We start from the raw sequence: 17,069 nt of genomic DNA on the forward strand, positions 1-17,069 counted from the left end.
CTCCCGCTGGGCTGCGCAGCGGCCCAAAAACCCAAGCACGCGGTTTTTCAGTTAAATCGCGGTGGGTTCAATGGGAGTGCTTCGCACTCCAGCGGGAGCAAGCTCCCTCGCCACAGTGAATGCGCGGCGATAGAAATATGTACTCAATAATTCCGGGGTCAGGGCACCTATCAGGCTGCTAGCGTCAATTCATCTGGAGCAGCAAGGAATGCAATGGAATGCCAACTCGCCCTCAATCACATCGCCTGAGAACCGGCAGATTCAGTGAGCCCGGCAGGGCTTACCTGGTAACGGCTGTCACCCACAATCGCAAACCCCTGTTTGCCGACTTTCGCCTTGGCCGTCTGTTGGTAAGAGAGTTCAGGCGCGCCCATGAGCAAAAATGGGCAAGCTCCGTAGCCTGGGTCATCATGCCTGACCACTTCCATTGGCTGGTCCAACTTGAGCAACACAGCCTGCCCCAACTGATGCAGGCGATTAAGTCCCGCAGCACACACACGATCAACCGGGCAAGGAACAGTACAGGAGCTTTTTGGCAGAACGGCTATCACGACAGGGGAATCAGGGACGGTGAAGACTTGCGTCACGTGGCTCGGTACATTATCGCCAACCCCATCAGAGCAGGACTGGTAACACGCGCCGGTGACTACCCACTTTGGGATGCCTGTTGGCTATAAGCTGGAATAGACATCTGCGTGGCGAGGGAGCTTGCTCCCTCGCCACAGACAAACTCCCTCTCCAAAAGAAGTGACGGCATCACTGCGTCCTCACAAATTCTTCCCACTCGCCCACCACCGTCTAAGCTTCAACCAAGTCCGATCAATCTGCGTGAAGGGATCAATCGACTATGGGCGCTTTATGGCAAAACGCTTCGACCAAGGCTGCGGTATCCACCGATAGCCCGGATGAACAGCCATTGCCACAAAGCCCCCCTCCCCGTCGCCGCCGTCTGTGGTGGCGGCTGTTCTGGCTGGTGCTGCTGATTGCGCTGATCGCCCTGGCCTTTGCCGTCATGCGGGAGATGCGCAGCTCCAGGCTGCAGGCCAAAACCTTCACCGGCCTGGCCTCCACCCTCACCTACCAAATGCACGCCGGCCCCAGCGATGCGCGGGTTTACCCCGGCGCCGGGCCGTTTGACAAACGCCTGGGCTACAGCGCCCTTGGCGACTTCCTGCCACGCCTGATCAAGCGTGACTACCTGATCCAGGCACAGGCACGCTTCTCCCCCGACCTGATGGCCTACGCCCAACGCGGGCTGTTCGTGCCCTACCCGGAAAAAATCCAGGCAGGCCTGAGCATCACCGATTGCCGCGCCGCGCCGCTGTATCAGTTCACTTACCCACAACAGTTCTACCCAGGTTTCGCGGCAATCCCGCCGGTGGTGGTCAACAGCCTGTTGTTTATCGAAGACCGCGACCTGCTCGACCCGAAAAACCCGCAACTCAACCCGGCCGTGGATTGGCCGCGCTTTGCCAAGGCCGCCTGGTCCCAGGTGGCGAAGCTGTTGCACCTGCCCGGCCAGGCCGCAGGCGGCAGTACCCTGGCCACGCAATTGGAGAAATACCGCCACTCGCCCGACGGCCTGACCCTGTCCGGCGGCGAGAAAATCCGCCAGATGATTTCCGCCAGCGTGCGCGCCTATCAGGACGGCCCGCAAACCCTCGCCGCCCGCCAGGACATCGTGCGTGACTACCTCAACAGCGTGCCCCTGTCGGCGGTGCCCGGCCATGGTGAAGTGCACGGCATGGCCGAAGGTTTACGTGTGTGGTACGGCGCCGACTTCAACCAGACCAACGCATTGCTCAACAGCACCGACCCCAAACAGTTGCCGCAAAAAGGCCTGGCCCTGCGCGAAGTGCTGTCGCTGATGATTGCCCAGCGCCGCCCCTCTCACTACTTGTCCAAGGGCCACACGGAACTGGCAGACCTCACCGACAGCCACATCCGCCTGCTCGCACACAACAACGTGATCGACCAACCGCTGGCCAGCGCCGCCCTCGCCAGCAAGGTCACCTACCGCGACTGGCAGCAGCAGCCGACGATCCAGCCGATCGAAACCAACAAGGGCATCAGCGTCGCCCGTACCCGCCTGGCCGCCCTGCTCAACCAGCCTTTGTACGACCTCGACCGCCTCGACCTCGCCGCCACCAGCACCTTGCAAGCCGACCTGCAAAGCCAGGCCAGCGCCTACCTCAAGCACCTCGCCGACCCTGCCTTCGCCGCACAGGTCGGCATCCTTGGCCCTACGCTGCTGACGCCTGCCAGCACCGCCCAGGTCCGCTACAGCTTCAACCTCTACGAGATGACCGCGGACGGCGCCCGCGTGCGCGTGCAAACCGACAGCACCGACCAACCCTTCGACATCAACGAAGGCAGCAAGCTGGAACTGGGCTCCACCGCCAAGCTGCGCGTGATGACCACCTACCTGCAAATCGTCAGCGAACTGCACGACAAATACGGCGCGATGCCGGCCGCCGAACTGAGCAAAGTGCCGGTAGACGACCAGGACCGCATCACCCGCTGGGCCCTCGACTACCTGACCCAGAACAACGACCGCAACCTGCCCGCGATGCTCGACGCAGCCCTCAATCGCAGCTACTCGGCCAACACCAGCGAAGGTTTTTTCACCGGGGGCGGCATGCACCACTTCCATAACTTTCGCGTCCAGGACAATGGCCGCACACCCACGCTGATCGAGGCCCTGCGCGAGTCCATCAACCTGCCGTTCATACGCCTGATGCGTGACCTGGTGCGCTACAGCACTTACCACGGCGCCAACAACAGTGCCGAGTTGCTCAAGGACGACAACGACCCGCGCCGCCAGGAATACCTCGCCAGGTTTGCCGACCGCGAAGGCACCACCTTCCTGCTCAAGTTCTGGAAAAAGTACCGCAACAAGAACACCCAGGCCCGCCTCGACACCTTCCTGGACGGCATGCACCCCACTGCCATTCGCCTGGCTGCCGTGCACCGGTACTTGCTGCCCAACGCCAGCCAGGCGAGTTTCAACAGTTTCATTCGCTCGCACTTGAGCAGCATCAAAAGCACCGAAAAACTCACCGACGAGCGCCTCGACAAGCTCTACCAGAACTATGGCCCGGGCGCCTATAACCTGCCCGACCAAGGCTACATCGCCAAAGTCCACCCGCTGGATTTGTGGCTGATGGGCTACCTGCTGAACACCCCGGACGCTACCTTCACCCAGGCCACCGCCGCCAGTGAACACGAGCGCCAGGAGGTCTACAGTTGGCTGTTCAAGAGCCGCCACAAGAGCGCCCGCGACAGCCGTATCCGCACCATGCTGGAGATCGAAGCGTTCCTCGATATTCATCAGCGCTGGCAAAAAGTCGGCTACCCCTTCGATCATCTGGTGCCGTCGCTCGCCACGGCCATCGGCAGCTCCGGCGACCGCCCGGCAGCGCTGGCCGAACTGGTGGGCATCATCCTCAACGACGGCGTGCGCCAGCCCACCCTGCGCATCGACAGCCTGCAATTTGCCACTGGCACACCGTACGAAACCCGCCTGGTCAACGACCCCAATCGGGGTAAACGCGTGATGCCTGCCGAGGTCGCGACAGCCCTCAGGGGCGCGCTGTCCCAGGTGGTGGACGCAGGCACCGCGCGGCGCGTTTCCGGCAGTTTCAAGCTGGCAGATGGAACGCCGCTGGCCATGGGTGGCAAGACCGGCACTGGTGACAACCGTATCGAGGCAATTGGCGCGGGCGGGCGGATTCTCAGCTCCAAGGCGATCAACCGCACCGCAACCTTCGTGTTCTACATCGGCGACCATCACTTTGGCGCCCTGACCGCGTTTGTCCCAGGTGCCTCGGCCCAGGCGTTCAAATTCACCTCGGCGTTGCCAGTACAAGTGCTCAAGGGCATGGCGCCGATTTTGACGCCGTACCTGCAGCCGGCCAGCCACACGCTGTGCATGGCGCAATAAGCGCGAGGCTTGCACCTATCATTCCACCGTATCGGGCGGCGCCTGCGTGCCTAGACTCGAGGCTTTCTTGAGTCTCTCCAGGTTGCCCCATGCCCGATTCCAACACCCTGTCCGTCCACGCCACGCTGATGCAAGACGCCCTGCCCCCGTGGATAAAAACCACGAGCCTTGCCCGCCTTGCCAGGCTGAAAACCGTCGGCCTACCGGACCTTGCGCCCTACCCGAAGGCCAGCGCCCACCAGCACCGCCAACTCAAGGCCGCTATCGCTGAACACTGGCGCACCCAGAACACCCTGGATCAGAAATTCCATGGCCTCACCGATGTGTATGCGTTCGCCGAGCCCCTGCTGAAACAGGCACTGGCGGCCTACGGCGCGCTGGATGTTCGCCAGGTGTTCCTGCGCACCTACGCCAACGCCGCCAATGCATGGTGGGTGATCGAGACGGTCAAGGGGCAGACCAGCCGTACCTGCTCGCTGCTGGACGCAGCCCTGTACAACTTTGCCCGCGATGACACGTTTGTCGACTTCGCCTTCTTCGGCCCCGAAGATGCCCGTGGCCAACGGGACGTACTGAACGTCGCGCACCGCAGCACCGGCGAGCGCCTGACCGCGCACACCTTCAAGGCCCTGTGCCGCAGCCTCGATCTCGGCGCCCGTTACCAGGCGCAACTGGCCGCGGTCATCGGCCTGCACACAGCCGTGGTGGCGCGGGACATGCGCCTGGCATTGATCGCCAACCTCAAGGCCGCATTGAGCGCCGCCACCCGCATGGCGCTGCTGCGTGAAGACATGGGCCAGGACGCCCACGACCAACTGCTGAACCTGATTGCCGGCCACCGCCCCAGCTTCATGGGCCATCACACCCTGGCCCTGATGGACTGCCGCCTGACCGGCGTGATGCTGTTCACCGACGGGCTTGAACCTTCCGGCCGGGTGGTTGCCTGGGTGCCCGAAGACCCGCAGCACCCGGTCAAGGAATATGCCTCGCCCCTGGCGTTCGTCGAGGAGCTGACCCGCCAACTGCGGAAGCCCGGTTACCGCCAGTTTTTTATCCAGTTTGTCGACCATGAACAGCGCGGCACGTTTCTCAACGGCCTCGCCACACGCCTGAGCCGGGTCAAGTGGCACCACAAGGCCCACACCGACCCCGGTGCCACCTGGAAAGACACCCCCATCGACCAGCCCAACCTGCAATTTCGTCTGTTAGAGACGCGCCAGGACACTCAAAACCGCTCGTCCCTCGCCGCAGAAAACGACCTGTGGAATTACCTGTACCGCCTCAAGCTGAACAAATTGCTCAACGACGCCCGGCAGGTCGCGGTGTCCACGGCGCAGGTCGATCGCCTGGCGCGCTGGGCGTGGTGGGACAACCTGGAAAAAATCCTCTCGGACCTGCTCAATGTGGCCCTGCTGGTGGTCACGCCATTCGTGCCGGTACTGGGCCAGTTGATGCTGGCCTACACCGCCTACCAGTTGGCAGACGAGGTGTTCGAAGGGGTCGTCGACTGGGCCGAGGGCCGGGGCGCAGAGGCGGCGCAACAGTTGCTCGATATCGCCCAAAGCGCGGTGCAGTTTGGCCTGTTTGCCGGCGCCGGGGCCTTGGGTGACCTGGCCAGGGGCAAGCTGTCGAGTTTTGTCGAAGGCCTGAGGCCAGTGCAGCTGGACGACGGCAAGACTCGCCTGTGGAACCCCGACCTGACGCCCTACGCCCAGCCGGAGCGCCCCGGACACCTGGCCCTGGAGGGCCGCCACTACGCGCTGCGGGAAGACCCGCAAACCGGTCACCACCGGGTCGTGCACCCATCACGCCCGCAGGCCTACCAACCCCACATCAAGAGCAACGGCCACGGCGCCTGGGTACATGAGGGCGAACAACCGCGTGGTTGGGACAGTGCCACGTTGATGCGCCGGCTGGGGCCGTCGGTGGAGGGTTTGAATGCGGAGCAACAAGAACAGATCCGCCGCATCAGCGGCAGTGAAGACGGCCTGTTGCGCCGGGTTTATGTGCACCAGCAACCCCCGCCGCCACTGCTGCGTGACACCGTGCAGCGTTTCGAAGCCTACGAGTACCCGCGTCGGGCCAGCGCAAGAATTCGCGCAGGCGAGCCGCTGGCGCTGGACCCATCCTCGGACTGGTTCGAACAGATGGTCACCGAACTGGCCGGCTGGCCACAGGAAAAAGCCATCGAGGTGTTCCAGCACTCGGACCTCACCGGCAGCTCCCACACTTACGGCGCCGCCAACGCCTCGCCTGCCGACACGCTGCGCCTGAGCCTGGCCGAGGTGATGTCGGGCCAGTTGCCGGAACGGGTGCTGGGGTTCCTGGACCCGCAGCAAATCGCCACGCTGCTGGGCGACGGCGTGACGCCCGACCAACAGGTGCAAGCGTTGCGCAATCAGTTGGCCGACTATGTACTCGCCCAGACCAGCCTCCCGGCCCATCAACTGCAACTGGCCCGCAGAAACGCGCAAACGCCGCACCTGTCACTGTTGCCCGAACTGGGCACCCACACGGCGAGCACGTTGTTGGCCAGCGCCAGCGATGCCGAGCGCCTGGTGCTGGACGAACAGCGGCGCCTGCCCCTGCGGTTGCAGGAACAGGCCCGCGAACTGGCGCTGGCCGAGCGATCGGTGCGCGCCTACGAAGGGTTCTATGATGCAACGCACCTGGGCGCCGACACCGAGCAACTGTTGCTCAACACCCTCAAGCTGCACAGCGACAGCTTCGCCGACCTGCGCCTGGAGATACGCGACCTGCACCCGGACGGCCCATTGCGCAGCCAGGTCGGGCGACCCACTGCGGCCACCCGCCGTACCCTGGTATGCAGCGCCAGCCGACACTACGAAGTCTTCGATGGCCTGGGGCGAAAGCTCCATGGGCCAGCCTCACTGTACGAATCCATCCTGCGCGCCCTGCCGGAGCCCCAGCGCCACGCCCTGGGTTACCGCCCCGGCCAGGGCCACGTATTCAAGCAGTGGTTGATCGACACCCTTGAGCCCTTGGCCGAGCGGCGCAAGGCCTTGGCCGAGCCACCCGAGCGCAAGGTAGCCGAGCGCGAAACCCTAACCCTGTTGGGCGGCCCGGCGCTCACCCGGCTGCGAGGGACCCTTCGCCCCATCGAAGTGGAACGCGCCATGGAGACCTTGCAACGGCTGTTTGTCGGCGTGAGCGAAGAACCCGCCAGAAGCTTCATCCTGTCACTGCGCCCCCAGGATGTGCGAAACACACTCAACCAGCTTACCCTGGAAAAAACCCAGTTGAATTCCGACCTCAATGCCTGGATCAACACCCCCACCCGGCACCCCAAGGGCAGCCTGCTGGCGCATGAGGAGCGCCAGCGCCGCAGAGCGCTGTCGGCCCAGTTGAGTTTGTGCTGGGGTGACCGGTTCACCGAGCACACCAATGACTGGGGCCAGTTGCAAGCCGGTGCGCGACTGGACCTGAATGGGCGTCGACTGCCCGAGTCGTTACCCAACCTCAGCGCCAGTTTTGAGCATGTCACCTACTTGTCGCTGGCCAACACCCAACTTCGCCAGATTGACTCGGACTTTCTCAACATGTTCCCGATGCTGCGTTCCCTGGACCTGCATGGGAACACCCTGATGCGGCTGCCCGAGGCCGTGGGCAGAATGCGTTTTCTCAGGTACCTCAACCTTGCCCGCAACCGGTTGATCCTGGACCCCGACGCCGTTCGCAGCCTGGCTACGCTCAAGCACTTGCGGGCGATGAACCTGAGCCACAACCTGCTGGTGCTTGAACCGGATATCAGCCAGATGCCCAACCTTGCCAACCTGAACTTGAGCAGCAGCCAGGTCAGCGCCTGGCCTGCCGGGTTGTTCACGCCCAGCCGCACCAACGCCCTGGAGCTCGACCTGCGGGCCACCCGCATCGACCATCTTCCCCTCGTAACGCCCGGCACTGCCGACGCCGAGCTCGTTGCCCGAACCCGCCTGGAGCGTGAACAGCTCAACGAGGAACACCGGGCCCTTTACGACCGCTATCGCCTGGCTGCGGGCATTGACCCCCACCGCAACTATCATCCCCGCGGCAGAAGCAGCCCCTGGCTTGGCGACATGCCCATGGCCGAGGCACTGATGAAGAAACTGCTATGGGACACGTTGGAGAAAGAGCAGGGTTCACAGGGGTTTTTCGAGGTGATCAAATCCCTCGAACCGCCGGCTTTCTTTGAAACCGTGAACGATGAAATCCGCTACGCACAAAACCGTGAAGCGCTGACCGATCAGGTATGGCGCCTGCTGGAGGCTACCCATGCCGACAACACGTTGCGCACGCGGCTATTTTTGATGAGCAGCTTCCCCGGTTTGTGCGCAGACGGCGGGGCACAAATCTTCAACGAAATGGGGATTGAAGTGCTCGTCAGCGAAGCCGATCGCTACAGCCTGGACCTGAACGAACGTGAGGCGCGGCTGGTGACCCTGGCCCAAGGCAGCGGCCGCCTGCATCACTTGGGGCAGGCCATCCGCAGCGACATCCGCCACCGTCTCAACCCGATGGCCGAAGGCGGGCTGGGGCTGCGCCTGCGTTCGCAGATGGTAGACGGTGTGCCCGGCACGGTGGACGAGGTGGATATCTACCTGGCCTACCAGACCGAGCTGGCCGACCGCCTGGACTTGCCGTGGCTCGCCGATCACATGCTTTACCGTGACACAGCCAACGTCAGCGCGGCACAGATCGAACAGGCTTATCACAGTGTGCAGGCCTTGAGTGAAGGAGACGGGCTGGTCAACCAGATGCTGCTGGAGCCTTACTGGGAAGGCTTTTTGCGCGACAACCACGCGCAAGAATGCCGGGCCAACGAGGTGGCGTTCGCCCAGCGCTTTTTCGAGCTGGATGAACAGCAAGAGGCCTTGGGCGAGGATGAATACAACCGCCGGCTCAATGAACTCGGCGATCAGGAAAAACAATGGCTGCGCGACCTGACCCGCCGAGCCATGGCGCGCCACGGCGAGCGGCGCAATCGCCAGCCAAACGCCGACGAATGACGCCCCAAAGCCATGAACGGGCGTGTGTCAGGGCACGCCCATCACCAGTACACCGCTGCCATTTATGGGCCCGGCGGCCGGCAGTGATCCTGCACGCTTGACCAGGGTAAACGTCACATCGTCGCCGCCTGTGCTGTTGGTGATCTGGGTGCGGAATGCCCCATTCACTCGAACGGTAGCCCCGTCACGAACAAGGGCGGTGCCCACGTCCGGATTGGACATAATCAGCAGGTCAGGGTTGAACGAAGATGGCGTGCCTTTGTAGGTAATGGTGATTGGCGTGTTAATCCCGCCGTCCGGGCAGGCGTAGGTGAGCCGGCGGTTGGCACGGATGGCCGTGGTGAGCGGGTCGGTGCCGATTGCACGCTGGTGCACATCGTTGAAGTTGATTTCGATCGGGTTGTTACCATTGATCGTGCAGGTCGATGGCGAGATGATGAAGTTGTTGGCGGCGGTGTACGTGACCGTCAGTTGCGTGGAGCCATCAGGAGGTACTGTATTGTTTGTCTGCACCATGCGCAGTACCCCAAGGCTATCCCCTGTTCGAATATCAATAGGCGTCACCGGGCTGTTGCGCATCAAAATATACGGCACGATATTGATCGGGTAAGCAACCGCGTTGTCGGGCATGGTGTTTGACCGGATACCGACGGGAACAGGCGTGTTTCGAAACACTCCGTTTATTCGTAGCCCGGTACCTTCTCGGGCGAATTTAGGGCCTGGCGTCCAGGGTGAACCGTTGCCGGTTGCCCAATAATCCTCGCCTCGCGATGGGGTCTGAGGGCCGATGGTATATCGGCATTCGAGCCTTGCCCCTTCGAGCAAAATCCGGTTTTGAGCCGTGTCCAATCGCACGGTTACGGGAACCTGCAGGTTGATAACCCCGCTACCACCTACGGTTCTCCACGCGCCACCATTCACACGGCAGTCGACGGCTTGCGCGTTCGTCGTGATGCCCGTCAGGATAAGAAGCGCAAGGGCTCCATATAGTCGTTTCATGTTGATCTCTTCCAGCCTATGAATGACGGTACGCAACTACGGGTAGTCCAGCGTAAAAATGGAGGACACCCTGTAAGCACCGTGCCCGATGGTCTGATCCCTGATGGCATTCGGTTCGCCCTGCACGTAAGCCTTGAGCTCAATCACATTGCTGCCAGTGGTCAACACCTGCTCGTCACTGACTTTATTCACCGGCAATGGCTTGTTGCTCAACGTCTCCAGGCCGAGCCCGATGCCCGAGGCACCACTGCCACTGTCCAGCGCGAACAACCCGGGCAGCTGCGGGTTTTGCGCACCGCCAAACAGGATGGTGACGGTCTCGCCAATCGTGGTGTCGCAGTCTTCCAGGTGCAGCTTGAAGCCCATGCCCACGGTGCGCGTGTTGATGTAGAGGTGCTTGCTGGTGGTGTCCCACAGCTCCAGCGTGATTGCCTCGTCGCCAGGGCGAATGGTGCACGCCTGTTCAACCAGGTTGCCCTTGAACCTGAGGTTGTCCGCCGCCTGTACCCAAGGGTTCAGGCCGACGGCAAGCAGCAATGCCAGCCCGGCACGCGCCCGGCTTTTATGAACAGCTTTATGTCGCATAGATTCGACTCCTACTGGTATTCGGCCAACAGCGTGGCCACCGCCGTGAACCGTGCGGCGGTCAGGATTGAACCTGGCCGCTTGACGGGCACCACTTCCAGGGTCGGCGGTGATGACAGGCTGATATCCAGCGGCGTGTTGAGTAGAAACGGCACGTTGTTTTGAAACAGCCGAATGCCCAATTCAGGCACGCTGGTTTGCACGGCTGCGCCGTCAAACGTGGTTGCGGTGCCGTTCACGCTCAACTTCAGCAGCCATGGCAACGTGGAAGCACCACACCGGATGGTGTAGCCAACCCCTTTGCGGTACTTCACGCCGTCGACGCGCCGGGTGCCGACATCGCCAAAATCGACTTCGATCGTGCTGCCTGAGTCAATGGTGCAGGGGGGCGGTTCGTTCAGCGTGCCGTTGAACGTCAGGTTGGCCGACGCAACGCTGCAAAGGCCGATGGAACACAAGGCGAGCAACGCTCGCTGCGGCCAACATGTCATTGATCGTTCCTCTTTAGTTGCACAGGTCATTGGTACTCGATCACCAGGGTTGCGGCCGTGGCAAACACCCCCCCGGTCAGCGTGCTGCCCGTGCGCTTGACGGGCACCGCCTGCACGGCTGGAAAGTTTGGATGGGTAAATCTCACGGGCGTGTTCAGCGGCCAGTCGGCACCATTGACGAACAGCTTTACCCCGAGATCGGTCTTGGGGGTGGACAGCACGTTGCTATCAAATGAAGCACCTGCCCCCTTCAGTTCCAGGGTCATCGCGTTGCTGAACGGCGAATCGCACCTGACGGTATAAGGCACGTCCCGCCGATAGTTGATGCCGTCGATGCGTGACGTCAGGAGGTCGTTGCCAAATGGCACATTCAACGTGCTCCCACCATTAATCACACACGGTGGCGACGCGATGATCACCGCGCGGATCGTCAGGTTGGTATCCGCCTGCACACCCTGGCTGACCGCCCACAGCAGGCCTGTACCGATAAACATGGTTAACCTGGTCATTGTTTTGCCCTTACTCATAACTGAGCCTGAAATCCACCACGGCCCGAAACGCCCCACTGGTCAACGGCGCGGAGGTGCGCGTGGGCTGCACATGCCAGGTTTGAGTGCTGGCGCCCAAGGGCAAAAACACCGGCTCGCCCCTTGAGCCCAGGCGTGCGTCGCGCCCCTGGGCATCGGTCAAACGCAGGCCCATCCCGGTAATGCCTTGCACTTTGACCAACCGTGGGTCGTCGGCATCGGCGGGCGCGATAAACATCACCGACAGCACCGGCTGATGGGCGCTCCATGTCAGGTTCCCGGTTCGCTCACTCCTGATGCCGCCGGCGGTACGCTGGCAGTCCTTGAAATTCAGTTGAAATGGCCGCGAGGTCGCCTCATCGCCAGGCCGCATCAACTGGCTGGCCGATACGGCGCCCAAGTCAATGGTTTGATGCAGGGATCTCATCTCCAGACTGCACGGCATTTCATGCATGGACCCGCGAATATTCAGCATCCCCACCATGCCCTCGACATCCTCGTCGTCTGCGGCGTGCGCCTGCCCCATCAAGGCCAGTAACAGACCGCCCAAGACCTTCACTGTGTGCAACTTCATGACGTTCTCCGGCAGCGAGCCTTACTGAGTGGGCGCTGATGCTTGCGCATTCACTTGGCACGTCTGGCCATTGCAGGTGAAGGCCAGCACCGGGCGTCCGCCGTAGTCATTCACGTAGGACAAATACGGGGTGGCGCCAAGCTCTTTGGCACTGGGGCCCAGGGCCAGCGTGCCTTTGGGAGGGACCATCAGCGGCTCGAAGCCCGCGAGGGTCTTGCCGTCCCTGCTGCTGCGCGCATCCACCAGGGTCACGTAGTAAGGCGTCGGGTTATTCACCCGGTAACGCTCGCCTTCGCGGGTCAGGGTCAGCTTTTCCTGCCAGGGGTTGGACAGGTCTTGCTGGGTGGGCGTAATGGCTTGCGGGCGGTAAAACAATTTGATCCGGGTTTGCAGCGCAATTTGCAGGGTGTTGGCCTTGTCGCTGCGCGGCGGAATTTCCCGCAAGTTGAAGTAGTAGACCGTCTCTCGGTCTTGGGGCAGCAACTTGGCCGCCGGCAGTGCCTGAACTTTCACCTGGCTTTGCTTGCCAGGCTCCAGGCGTTGAACCGGCGGCAGCACGATCAACGGCGTGGTGACTTTTTTGCCCTGTTCATCCTCGATCCAGCCCTGGGCCAGATACGGTAGCTGGGGGTTGTTGTTGGTGATGTTCACGCTGGTGGCGTCTTTGCCGCCATCAAAAATCACGCGGGTACGGTCCAGGCCAACCGCGGCATTGGCACTCTGGCTCAAGCCCAGTAGCAGCAGCGTGAAGGCCTGACAGGTGAGGGGTTTGTTCAGCTTCATGAGGGTGTGTTCTCCTTATCGTTACCCTTGCCGGTCAGCGATGCCGGCTCGGGCGAAGATTGATCGTTGACTACCCGTTGGCAGCCCAGTTGCAGGGCATCGACCAGGCCATCTGCCGGCAAAATGACAGGAAGCGTGAGGATGCAACGCTGGCTTTCGCCCCAGCTCACGATCATCTGTTCGCCGGCCTGAATGCCGCTGAGGTAGACGTCCCCGCCATCGTTCACAACCCCGGTGTCCTGCCGTTTCAGGTTCTTCACCGTTGCGCCGAAGGGCGGTGCACTGCCATCCGGCAAGCGCAGGACAGCCATGGCTTTCTTGCCGGAAATCACTTCCAGCGTCCGGTAACCGATAGCCCCTTCGGTGAGGGTCAGTTGGGTCACTGATTGAGTGGCTTCGACATCATTGGGCAAGTTCTCCAGATCGACACTGGCGGCCGTACGCTGATAGCTGTTGATATCGGCGATCACCGCCTTGCCGAGGGCGTTACTGCGCGTTGCTGTGCCGTAACCGCGTACAGGCACATCAGCCACACCACCGGTATCGACCATCAGGCGGGTGCCACCGCTACTGTTAGTGCGATGCAGTGCCGCACCGTAAGGCGTGAGCGTGCCGCCGCCGCGAAAAGATGCACTGAGGGTTCGGTTGTTACTTTGCTGGGTCGCGCTCAGGTCGATGTCGGCCTGGTCACCGATATGACTCAGATAGCCGCTGGCCGAGTTGTCGCTGCCACTGAGTTGGTAGCTGTTTCGCTCATTGAGGCGATCGTTGTAGCGCGTTGTAAAACCGTTGCTGCCTGATGTGCGGTTGGCATCCATTGAAAGGGTGCCGGTAGGCCCCAACGGCAAACTGACCGTCAACGCCATGCCGTTATCCTTATATTGGTATTCCTGAGTACGGTATAAGTTAAGGGACAGGCTCATGTTCTTCACGGCACCCATATTAAAATAGCGTGACGCAGACAGGTTCCAACGCTGAGTGTCGGGCCGGCTCCAATAAGTTTGTTTGTTGTAACTGGCATAGACGGTGGCGCCCACGTCACGGAACTGCTTGTTCACGGTGACCGTATACAATGCCTTGTTGCCGCCAATCGGCCGCCAATGTTCAGTAAACTCGCCATTCTGGTCGTAGACGCCACGCCCGCCGAGTTCGTTATTCATCCCGTAATGACGAGCATCCAGGTACTCACTCATGCTCAAGTAGTTCTTCTCGGAGAACCGATAACCGGCGAACGTTACCTGGCTGTCGTACTGTTCAAAGTTCTTCGAGTATTGAAGACGGTACGACTTACCCGAGAGCCTCTCGCCCCATATAGTGGCGTGCGACTGTGTAACGTCCAGCGACATGGCGCCAAACGCCAGCAAATCTCGGCCCACCCCGACAGACAGCGCACGGTAGTTGTTATCGGTGATAGCGCCGCCCAACAACGACCAGCCATTGCTGATCCCCCAGGAAAATTCGCCCGCACCAAAAAAGGCACCGTCTTCGTGGTACTGAAGGCTGGACGGCCGCCCGGCGGACAGTTTGTAACGAACATGCCCAGGCCGCGTCAGGTAGGGAACACCTGCGGTATCGAGCTGGAATTTCTGCACCGAACCGTCCTGCTCCTCAACCCGTACATCCAGCCTGCCGGATACCGCGTCATTCAGGTCCTGGATACGAAAAGGCCCGGCCGCGACCAGCGTTTCATACAGCACACGCCCCTGCTGGCTGATGATGACTTTTGCATTGGTCTTGGCCACCCCGACCACCTCCGGCGCGTAGCCCCGCAGATTAGGTGGCAACTGGCTTTCGTCTGACTTGAGGGCGGCACCGGTAAAGCGAAAGCTGTCAAACAGGTCTGAATACAGGTAGTCCTCACCCACCGCCAAACGCGCCTTGAGCGCGGGAAGGGCGCGATAAGCGTAGTAACGGCTCCACTCCAGTTTCTGCCGGTTGGCGCCCGCTTCGCGGTCTTTTTCAACACGCCCCTGCCAATCTGCCCTCAGCCGCCACGCCCCGGCATTGGCCCCCACGGTTCCATTGCCGGTGAGGTCATTACGGGTACCGTCATGCCGTCGGTAACTGGACTGCGCCGTCATGTTGTAGTCAACCAGCAGCCCCGGCACCCCTTCGTCCCAACGCGAGGGCGGGTCCCAATTGATGGCGCTGTATTCCAGGTAGGCCTGGGGCAGGTTGATGTCCAGGCTTGCGGTGGCCAGGTCGGCACTGACCTCCATGCCGGGCAAGCTGTCCACATTCAAGCACTGCCCGCCCTTCCACCACTTGAGCGTGTCGGCGCTGGACGCCTTGAGGCCCAACTGCTCCACCAGTTCGCGCGATAAACAGGGCGCACTTCCCTTGGGATCATTATCGGGTGGATAGAACCCCACAGACTGTTCAGCAACAGGCTGGGTATTCAGTTGGACAACCATCGAGTAGTTGCCAGGAAGAATAAACCCACTACGCGCAAACCGAGACAAGTCAATATTGGAGCGATCAACCAGGTCGAGCACATCGGTATTAAACTCGATATCCCCGGCGCCCAATGCAGGGCCGGCCAGTAATATCAACCCGCCGAAAAGGCTGGGGCGCAGCGTATTGATGACTTTCGAGGTATTCAACATGCAAGCAACTCAATCTTCAAAAGTATTCCAACTTGAACCGCACTGCTGCACGGTGGCCCCCCGCCAATAGCGGCACTCCGTTACCGACCAGGCGAAGCCTGTAGTGAAGGGTCATGTCCCCATCCACCAGCGGGTATAACGCCATCGGCTGCCCCGGCACGCTCACCTGCCCGGCGACATCCTCGATATGGAAGGCAACCCCCTGGGAGTTGCCAAACGCCGCAAAGGTGCGGCCGCCCATGTCGGTAGGCCCCTCGAACGTCACGCGCAGATGCTCCCAATCAGGCAGCGTCTCGCCGGGGCGCAGCGGGTCGGGACGCGTCACCGTGCAGTTGACCAGGCGCAACTCAAAGGGCTGCATCTGCCCCACCCCCTCCCGCAGGAGCCGCCCAATGGGTTCGGGATTCATCTCGATGGTTTGATCGACAGTGGCCGCTTCCAGCCCGCAGGCCGAGTCAATGACCTGCCCTCCCAGCGTGACAACCCCGTCACCCTGGGCAGGCCCCTGTGCGACCGCGCAGGGGCTGATGAACATCGTTAATGAAGAGGCGACAGCGAGACTCATGAATGTTTTCACCTTTACCTCCCACCCGTTCTCCCCCGCCACCCGAGGTGGCGGGGGAAAAACTTATTGATAAGCCAAGGTGAAATTGGTGATAGCGCTGAACCCACCGGGAACGATGTCGCCGGTGGCCTGGCCCTGTACGTAGGCGCCAAACTCCAGTGTGTTATTACCGGCGACAATGGCTTGCGGGTTAGTAGCCACGCCCAACTGAACAGGGCGCCCGCCATGGGTCATCATGATGCCCACGCCGCCCGCGCCACCCACGGTGCCGATCGCACCAGGAACGACGGTGGAAGGTGCGCCGGTGAAGGTGGTAGTGACCGTGTTATCGGTGAGGCCGGACAGGTCGCAGCCTTCCAGTTCGATTCGCACGGGCCGGGCTACAGAACGGCCACCCGATTGCAGTTGATGCTTGGCGATAGCACCAAGGGGAACGGTCTGATCCACCGATTCAGGTTTGATAGAGCAAGCCCCCGAGTGCACCGAACCGGTAAACGTAATCGTCCCATCCGCCGCCTGGGCAACAGAAGACATCACACCCGCCAACAGGCCGACAGTTAACAGCGCAGTTTTCACTTTAGATTTCATTTGCAGACGCTCACATATATTGAAGATCACAACGGAATCCTGCCGCATCGGCGCAGGACTTATTAAATGCTTGAACAGATTCCCGACAGCAGCCAAGCAGTTGGTTTTTTTCCAATTACTTGTATTGCATTGATCGAATCGTTCGAAGCGGGGGCAATTATCCGTTGCAACTTTGAATAAGAAAGCCGGCCAATTCGCTGAGTTGCGTAGCCTGGTCACACCAAGACACATGGGAAAAATATGGCACTTTGCCAAAACTTTAAACTTGACTGTAAGAACTGGACTACATCGCCACAAATGAGAACGTTTTATCTAAGGCTTGATCCGTAAGAATAGGATTACAACCTTTTAAAAACAACAGCATTCATTGAGTTTTAGCAACTAACACATTGAAGAATATGT

Annotated in this window: 12 protein-coding genes; 3 read left to right on the top strand and 9 right to left on the bottom strand. The window is 61.0% G+C overall.

Features of this window, described 5'->3' with window-relative positions; translation table 11 throughout:
• Positions 1-218: 218 nt before the first annotated feature.
• The 3 genes from ACZRN6_RS13105 to ACZRN6_RS13115 all read left to right on the top strand — a co-directional run bounded on the left by ACZRN6_RS13105 (position 219) and on the right by ACZRN6_RS13115 (position 8,949).
• Positions 219-677, top strand: coding sequence for an REP-associated tyrosine transposase (locus tag ACZRN6_RS13105; RefSeq protein WP_464008144.1), 459 nt, complete (start codon positions 219-221; stop codon positions 675-677).
• Positions 678-847: 170 nt separating this feature from the next.
• Positions 848-3,943 (top strand): transglycosylase domain-containing protein, encoded by a 3,096-nt coding sequence (locus tag ACZRN6_RS13110; protein ID WP_464008145.1) that lies wholly within the window; start codon positions 848-850, stop codon positions 3,941-3,943.
• A gap of 89 nt (positions 3,944-4,032) precedes the next feature.
• Complete coding sequence (locus ACZRN6_RS13115; RefSeq protein ID WP_464008146.1) at positions 4,033-8,949, top strand: NEL-type E3 ubiquitin ligase domain-containing protein; 4,917 nt, start codon at positions 4,033-4,035, stop codon at positions 8,947-8,949.
• A 27-nt stretch (positions 8,950-8,976) separates the two neighbouring features.
• On the opposite strand, the gene ACZRN6_RS13120 is transcribed toward ACZRN6_RS13115, so the two are convergent.
• The 9 genes from ACZRN6_RS13120 to ACZRN6_RS13160 are packed head-to-tail and all read right to left on the bottom strand — an operon-like array spanning position 8,977 to position 16,667.
• On the bottom strand, positions 8,977-9,948 hold the full coding sequence (locus tag ACZRN6_RS13120; RefSeq protein WP_322147246.1) for a fimbrial protein: 972 nt from the start codon (positions 9,946-9,948) through the stop codon (positions 8,977-8,979).
• A 36-nt stretch (positions 9,949-9,984) separates the two neighbouring features.
• Positions 9,985-10,533, bottom strand: a complete 549-nt coding sequence (locus tag ACZRN6_RS13125; protein ID WP_322147248.1) for a fimbrial protein — start codon at positions 10,531-10,533, stop codon at positions 9,985-9,987.
• Between the two features lie 11 nt (positions 10,534-10,544).
• Positions 10,545-11,024, bottom strand: a complete 480-nt coding sequence (locus ACZRN6_RS13130) for a fimbrial protein (protein ID WP_323570956.1) — start codon at positions 11,022-11,024, stop codon at positions 10,545-10,547.
• Between the two features lie 26 nt (positions 11,025-11,050).
• Positions 11,051-11,551, bottom strand: coding sequence for a fimbrial protein (locus ACZRN6_RS13135; RefSeq protein ID WP_416152086.1), 501 nt, complete (start codon positions 11,549-11,551; stop codon positions 11,051-11,053).
• Positions 11,544-12,125 (bottom strand): fimbrial protein, encoded by a 582-nt coding sequence (locus ACZRN6_RS13140; RefSeq protein ID WP_322147249.1) that lies wholly within the window; start codon positions 12,123-12,125, stop codon positions 11,544-11,546. Before ACZRN6_RS13140 ends, ACZRN6_RS13135 begins: the two co-directional genes overlap by 8 nt.
• 21 nt (positions 12,126-12,146) lie before the next feature.
• Complete coding sequence (locus ACZRN6_RS13145; protein ID WP_322147250.1) at positions 12,147-12,908, bottom strand: fimbria/pilus periplasmic chaperone; 762 nt, start codon at positions 12,906-12,908, stop codon at positions 12,147-12,149.
• Positions 12,905-15,514 (bottom strand): outer membrane usher protein, encoded by a 2,610-nt coding sequence (locus ACZRN6_RS13150; RefSeq protein ID WP_464008147.1) that lies wholly within the window; start codon positions 15,512-15,514, stop codon positions 12,905-12,907. Before ACZRN6_RS13150 ends, ACZRN6_RS13145 begins: the two co-directional genes overlap by 4 nt.
• A gap of 16 nt (positions 15,515-15,530) precedes the next feature.
• Complete coding sequence (locus tag ACZRN6_RS13155) at positions 15,531-16,091, bottom strand: fimbrial protein (protein ID WP_323570957.1); 561 nt, start codon at positions 16,089-16,091, stop codon at positions 15,531-15,533.
• 51 nt (positions 16,092-16,142) lie between these two features.
• Positions 16,143-16,667 (bottom strand): fimbrial protein, encoded by a 525-nt coding sequence (locus ACZRN6_RS13160; protein WP_322147252.1) that lies wholly within the window; start codon positions 16,665-16,667, stop codon positions 16,143-16,145.
• Positions 16,668-17,069: the final 402 nt, after the last annotated feature.

The organism is Pseudomonas sp. A125, assembly GCF_055409485.1.

Excerpts from the sequence above, each read along its gene's own strand:
- ACZRN6_RS13130 (WP_323570956.1), bottom strand. The coding sequence starts at position 11,024 with ATGACATGTTGGCCGCAGCGAGCGTTGCTCGCCTTGTGTTCCATCGGC.
- ACZRN6_RS13105 (WP_464008144.1), top strand. The coding sequence starts at position 219 with ATGCCAACTCGCCCTCAATCACATCGCCTGAGAACCGGCAGATTCAGT.
- ACZRN6_RS13110 (WP_464008145.1), top strand. The coding sequence starts at position 848 with ATGGGCGCTTTATGGCAAAACGCTTCGACCAAGGCTGCGGTATCCACC.
- ACZRN6_RS13115 (WP_464008146.1), top strand. The coding sequence starts at position 4,033 with ATGCCCGATTCCAACACCCTGTCCGTCCACGCCACGCTGATGCAAGAC.
- ACZRN6_RS13125 (WP_322147248.1), bottom strand. The coding sequence starts at position 10,533 with ATGCGACATAAAGCTGTTCATAAAAGCCGGGCGCGTGCCGGGCTGGCA.
- ACZRN6_RS13135 (WP_416152086.1), bottom strand. The coding sequence starts at position 11,551 with ATGAGTAAGGGCAAAACAATGACCAGGTTAACCATGTTTATCGGTACA.
- ACZRN6_RS13150 (WP_464008147.1), bottom strand. The coding sequence starts at position 15,514 with ATGTTGAATACCTCGAAAGTCATCAATACGCTGCGCCCCAGCCTTTTC.
- ACZRN6_RS13160 (WP_322147252.1), bottom strand. The coding sequence starts at position 16,667 with ATGAAATCTAAAGTGAAAACTGCGCTGTTAACTGTCGGCCTGTTGGCG.
- ACZRN6_RS13140 (WP_322147249.1), bottom strand. The coding sequence starts at position 12,125 with ATGAAGTTGCACACAGTGAAGGTCTTGGGCGGTCTGTTACTGGCCTTG.
- ACZRN6_RS13120 (WP_322147246.1), bottom strand. The coding sequence starts at position 9,948 with ATGAAACGACTATATGGAGCCCTTGCGCTTCTTATCCTGACGGGCATC.
- ACZRN6_RS13145 (WP_322147250.1), bottom strand. The coding sequence starts at position 12,908 with ATGAAGCTGAACAAACCCCTCACCTGTCAGGCCTTCACGCTGCTGCTA.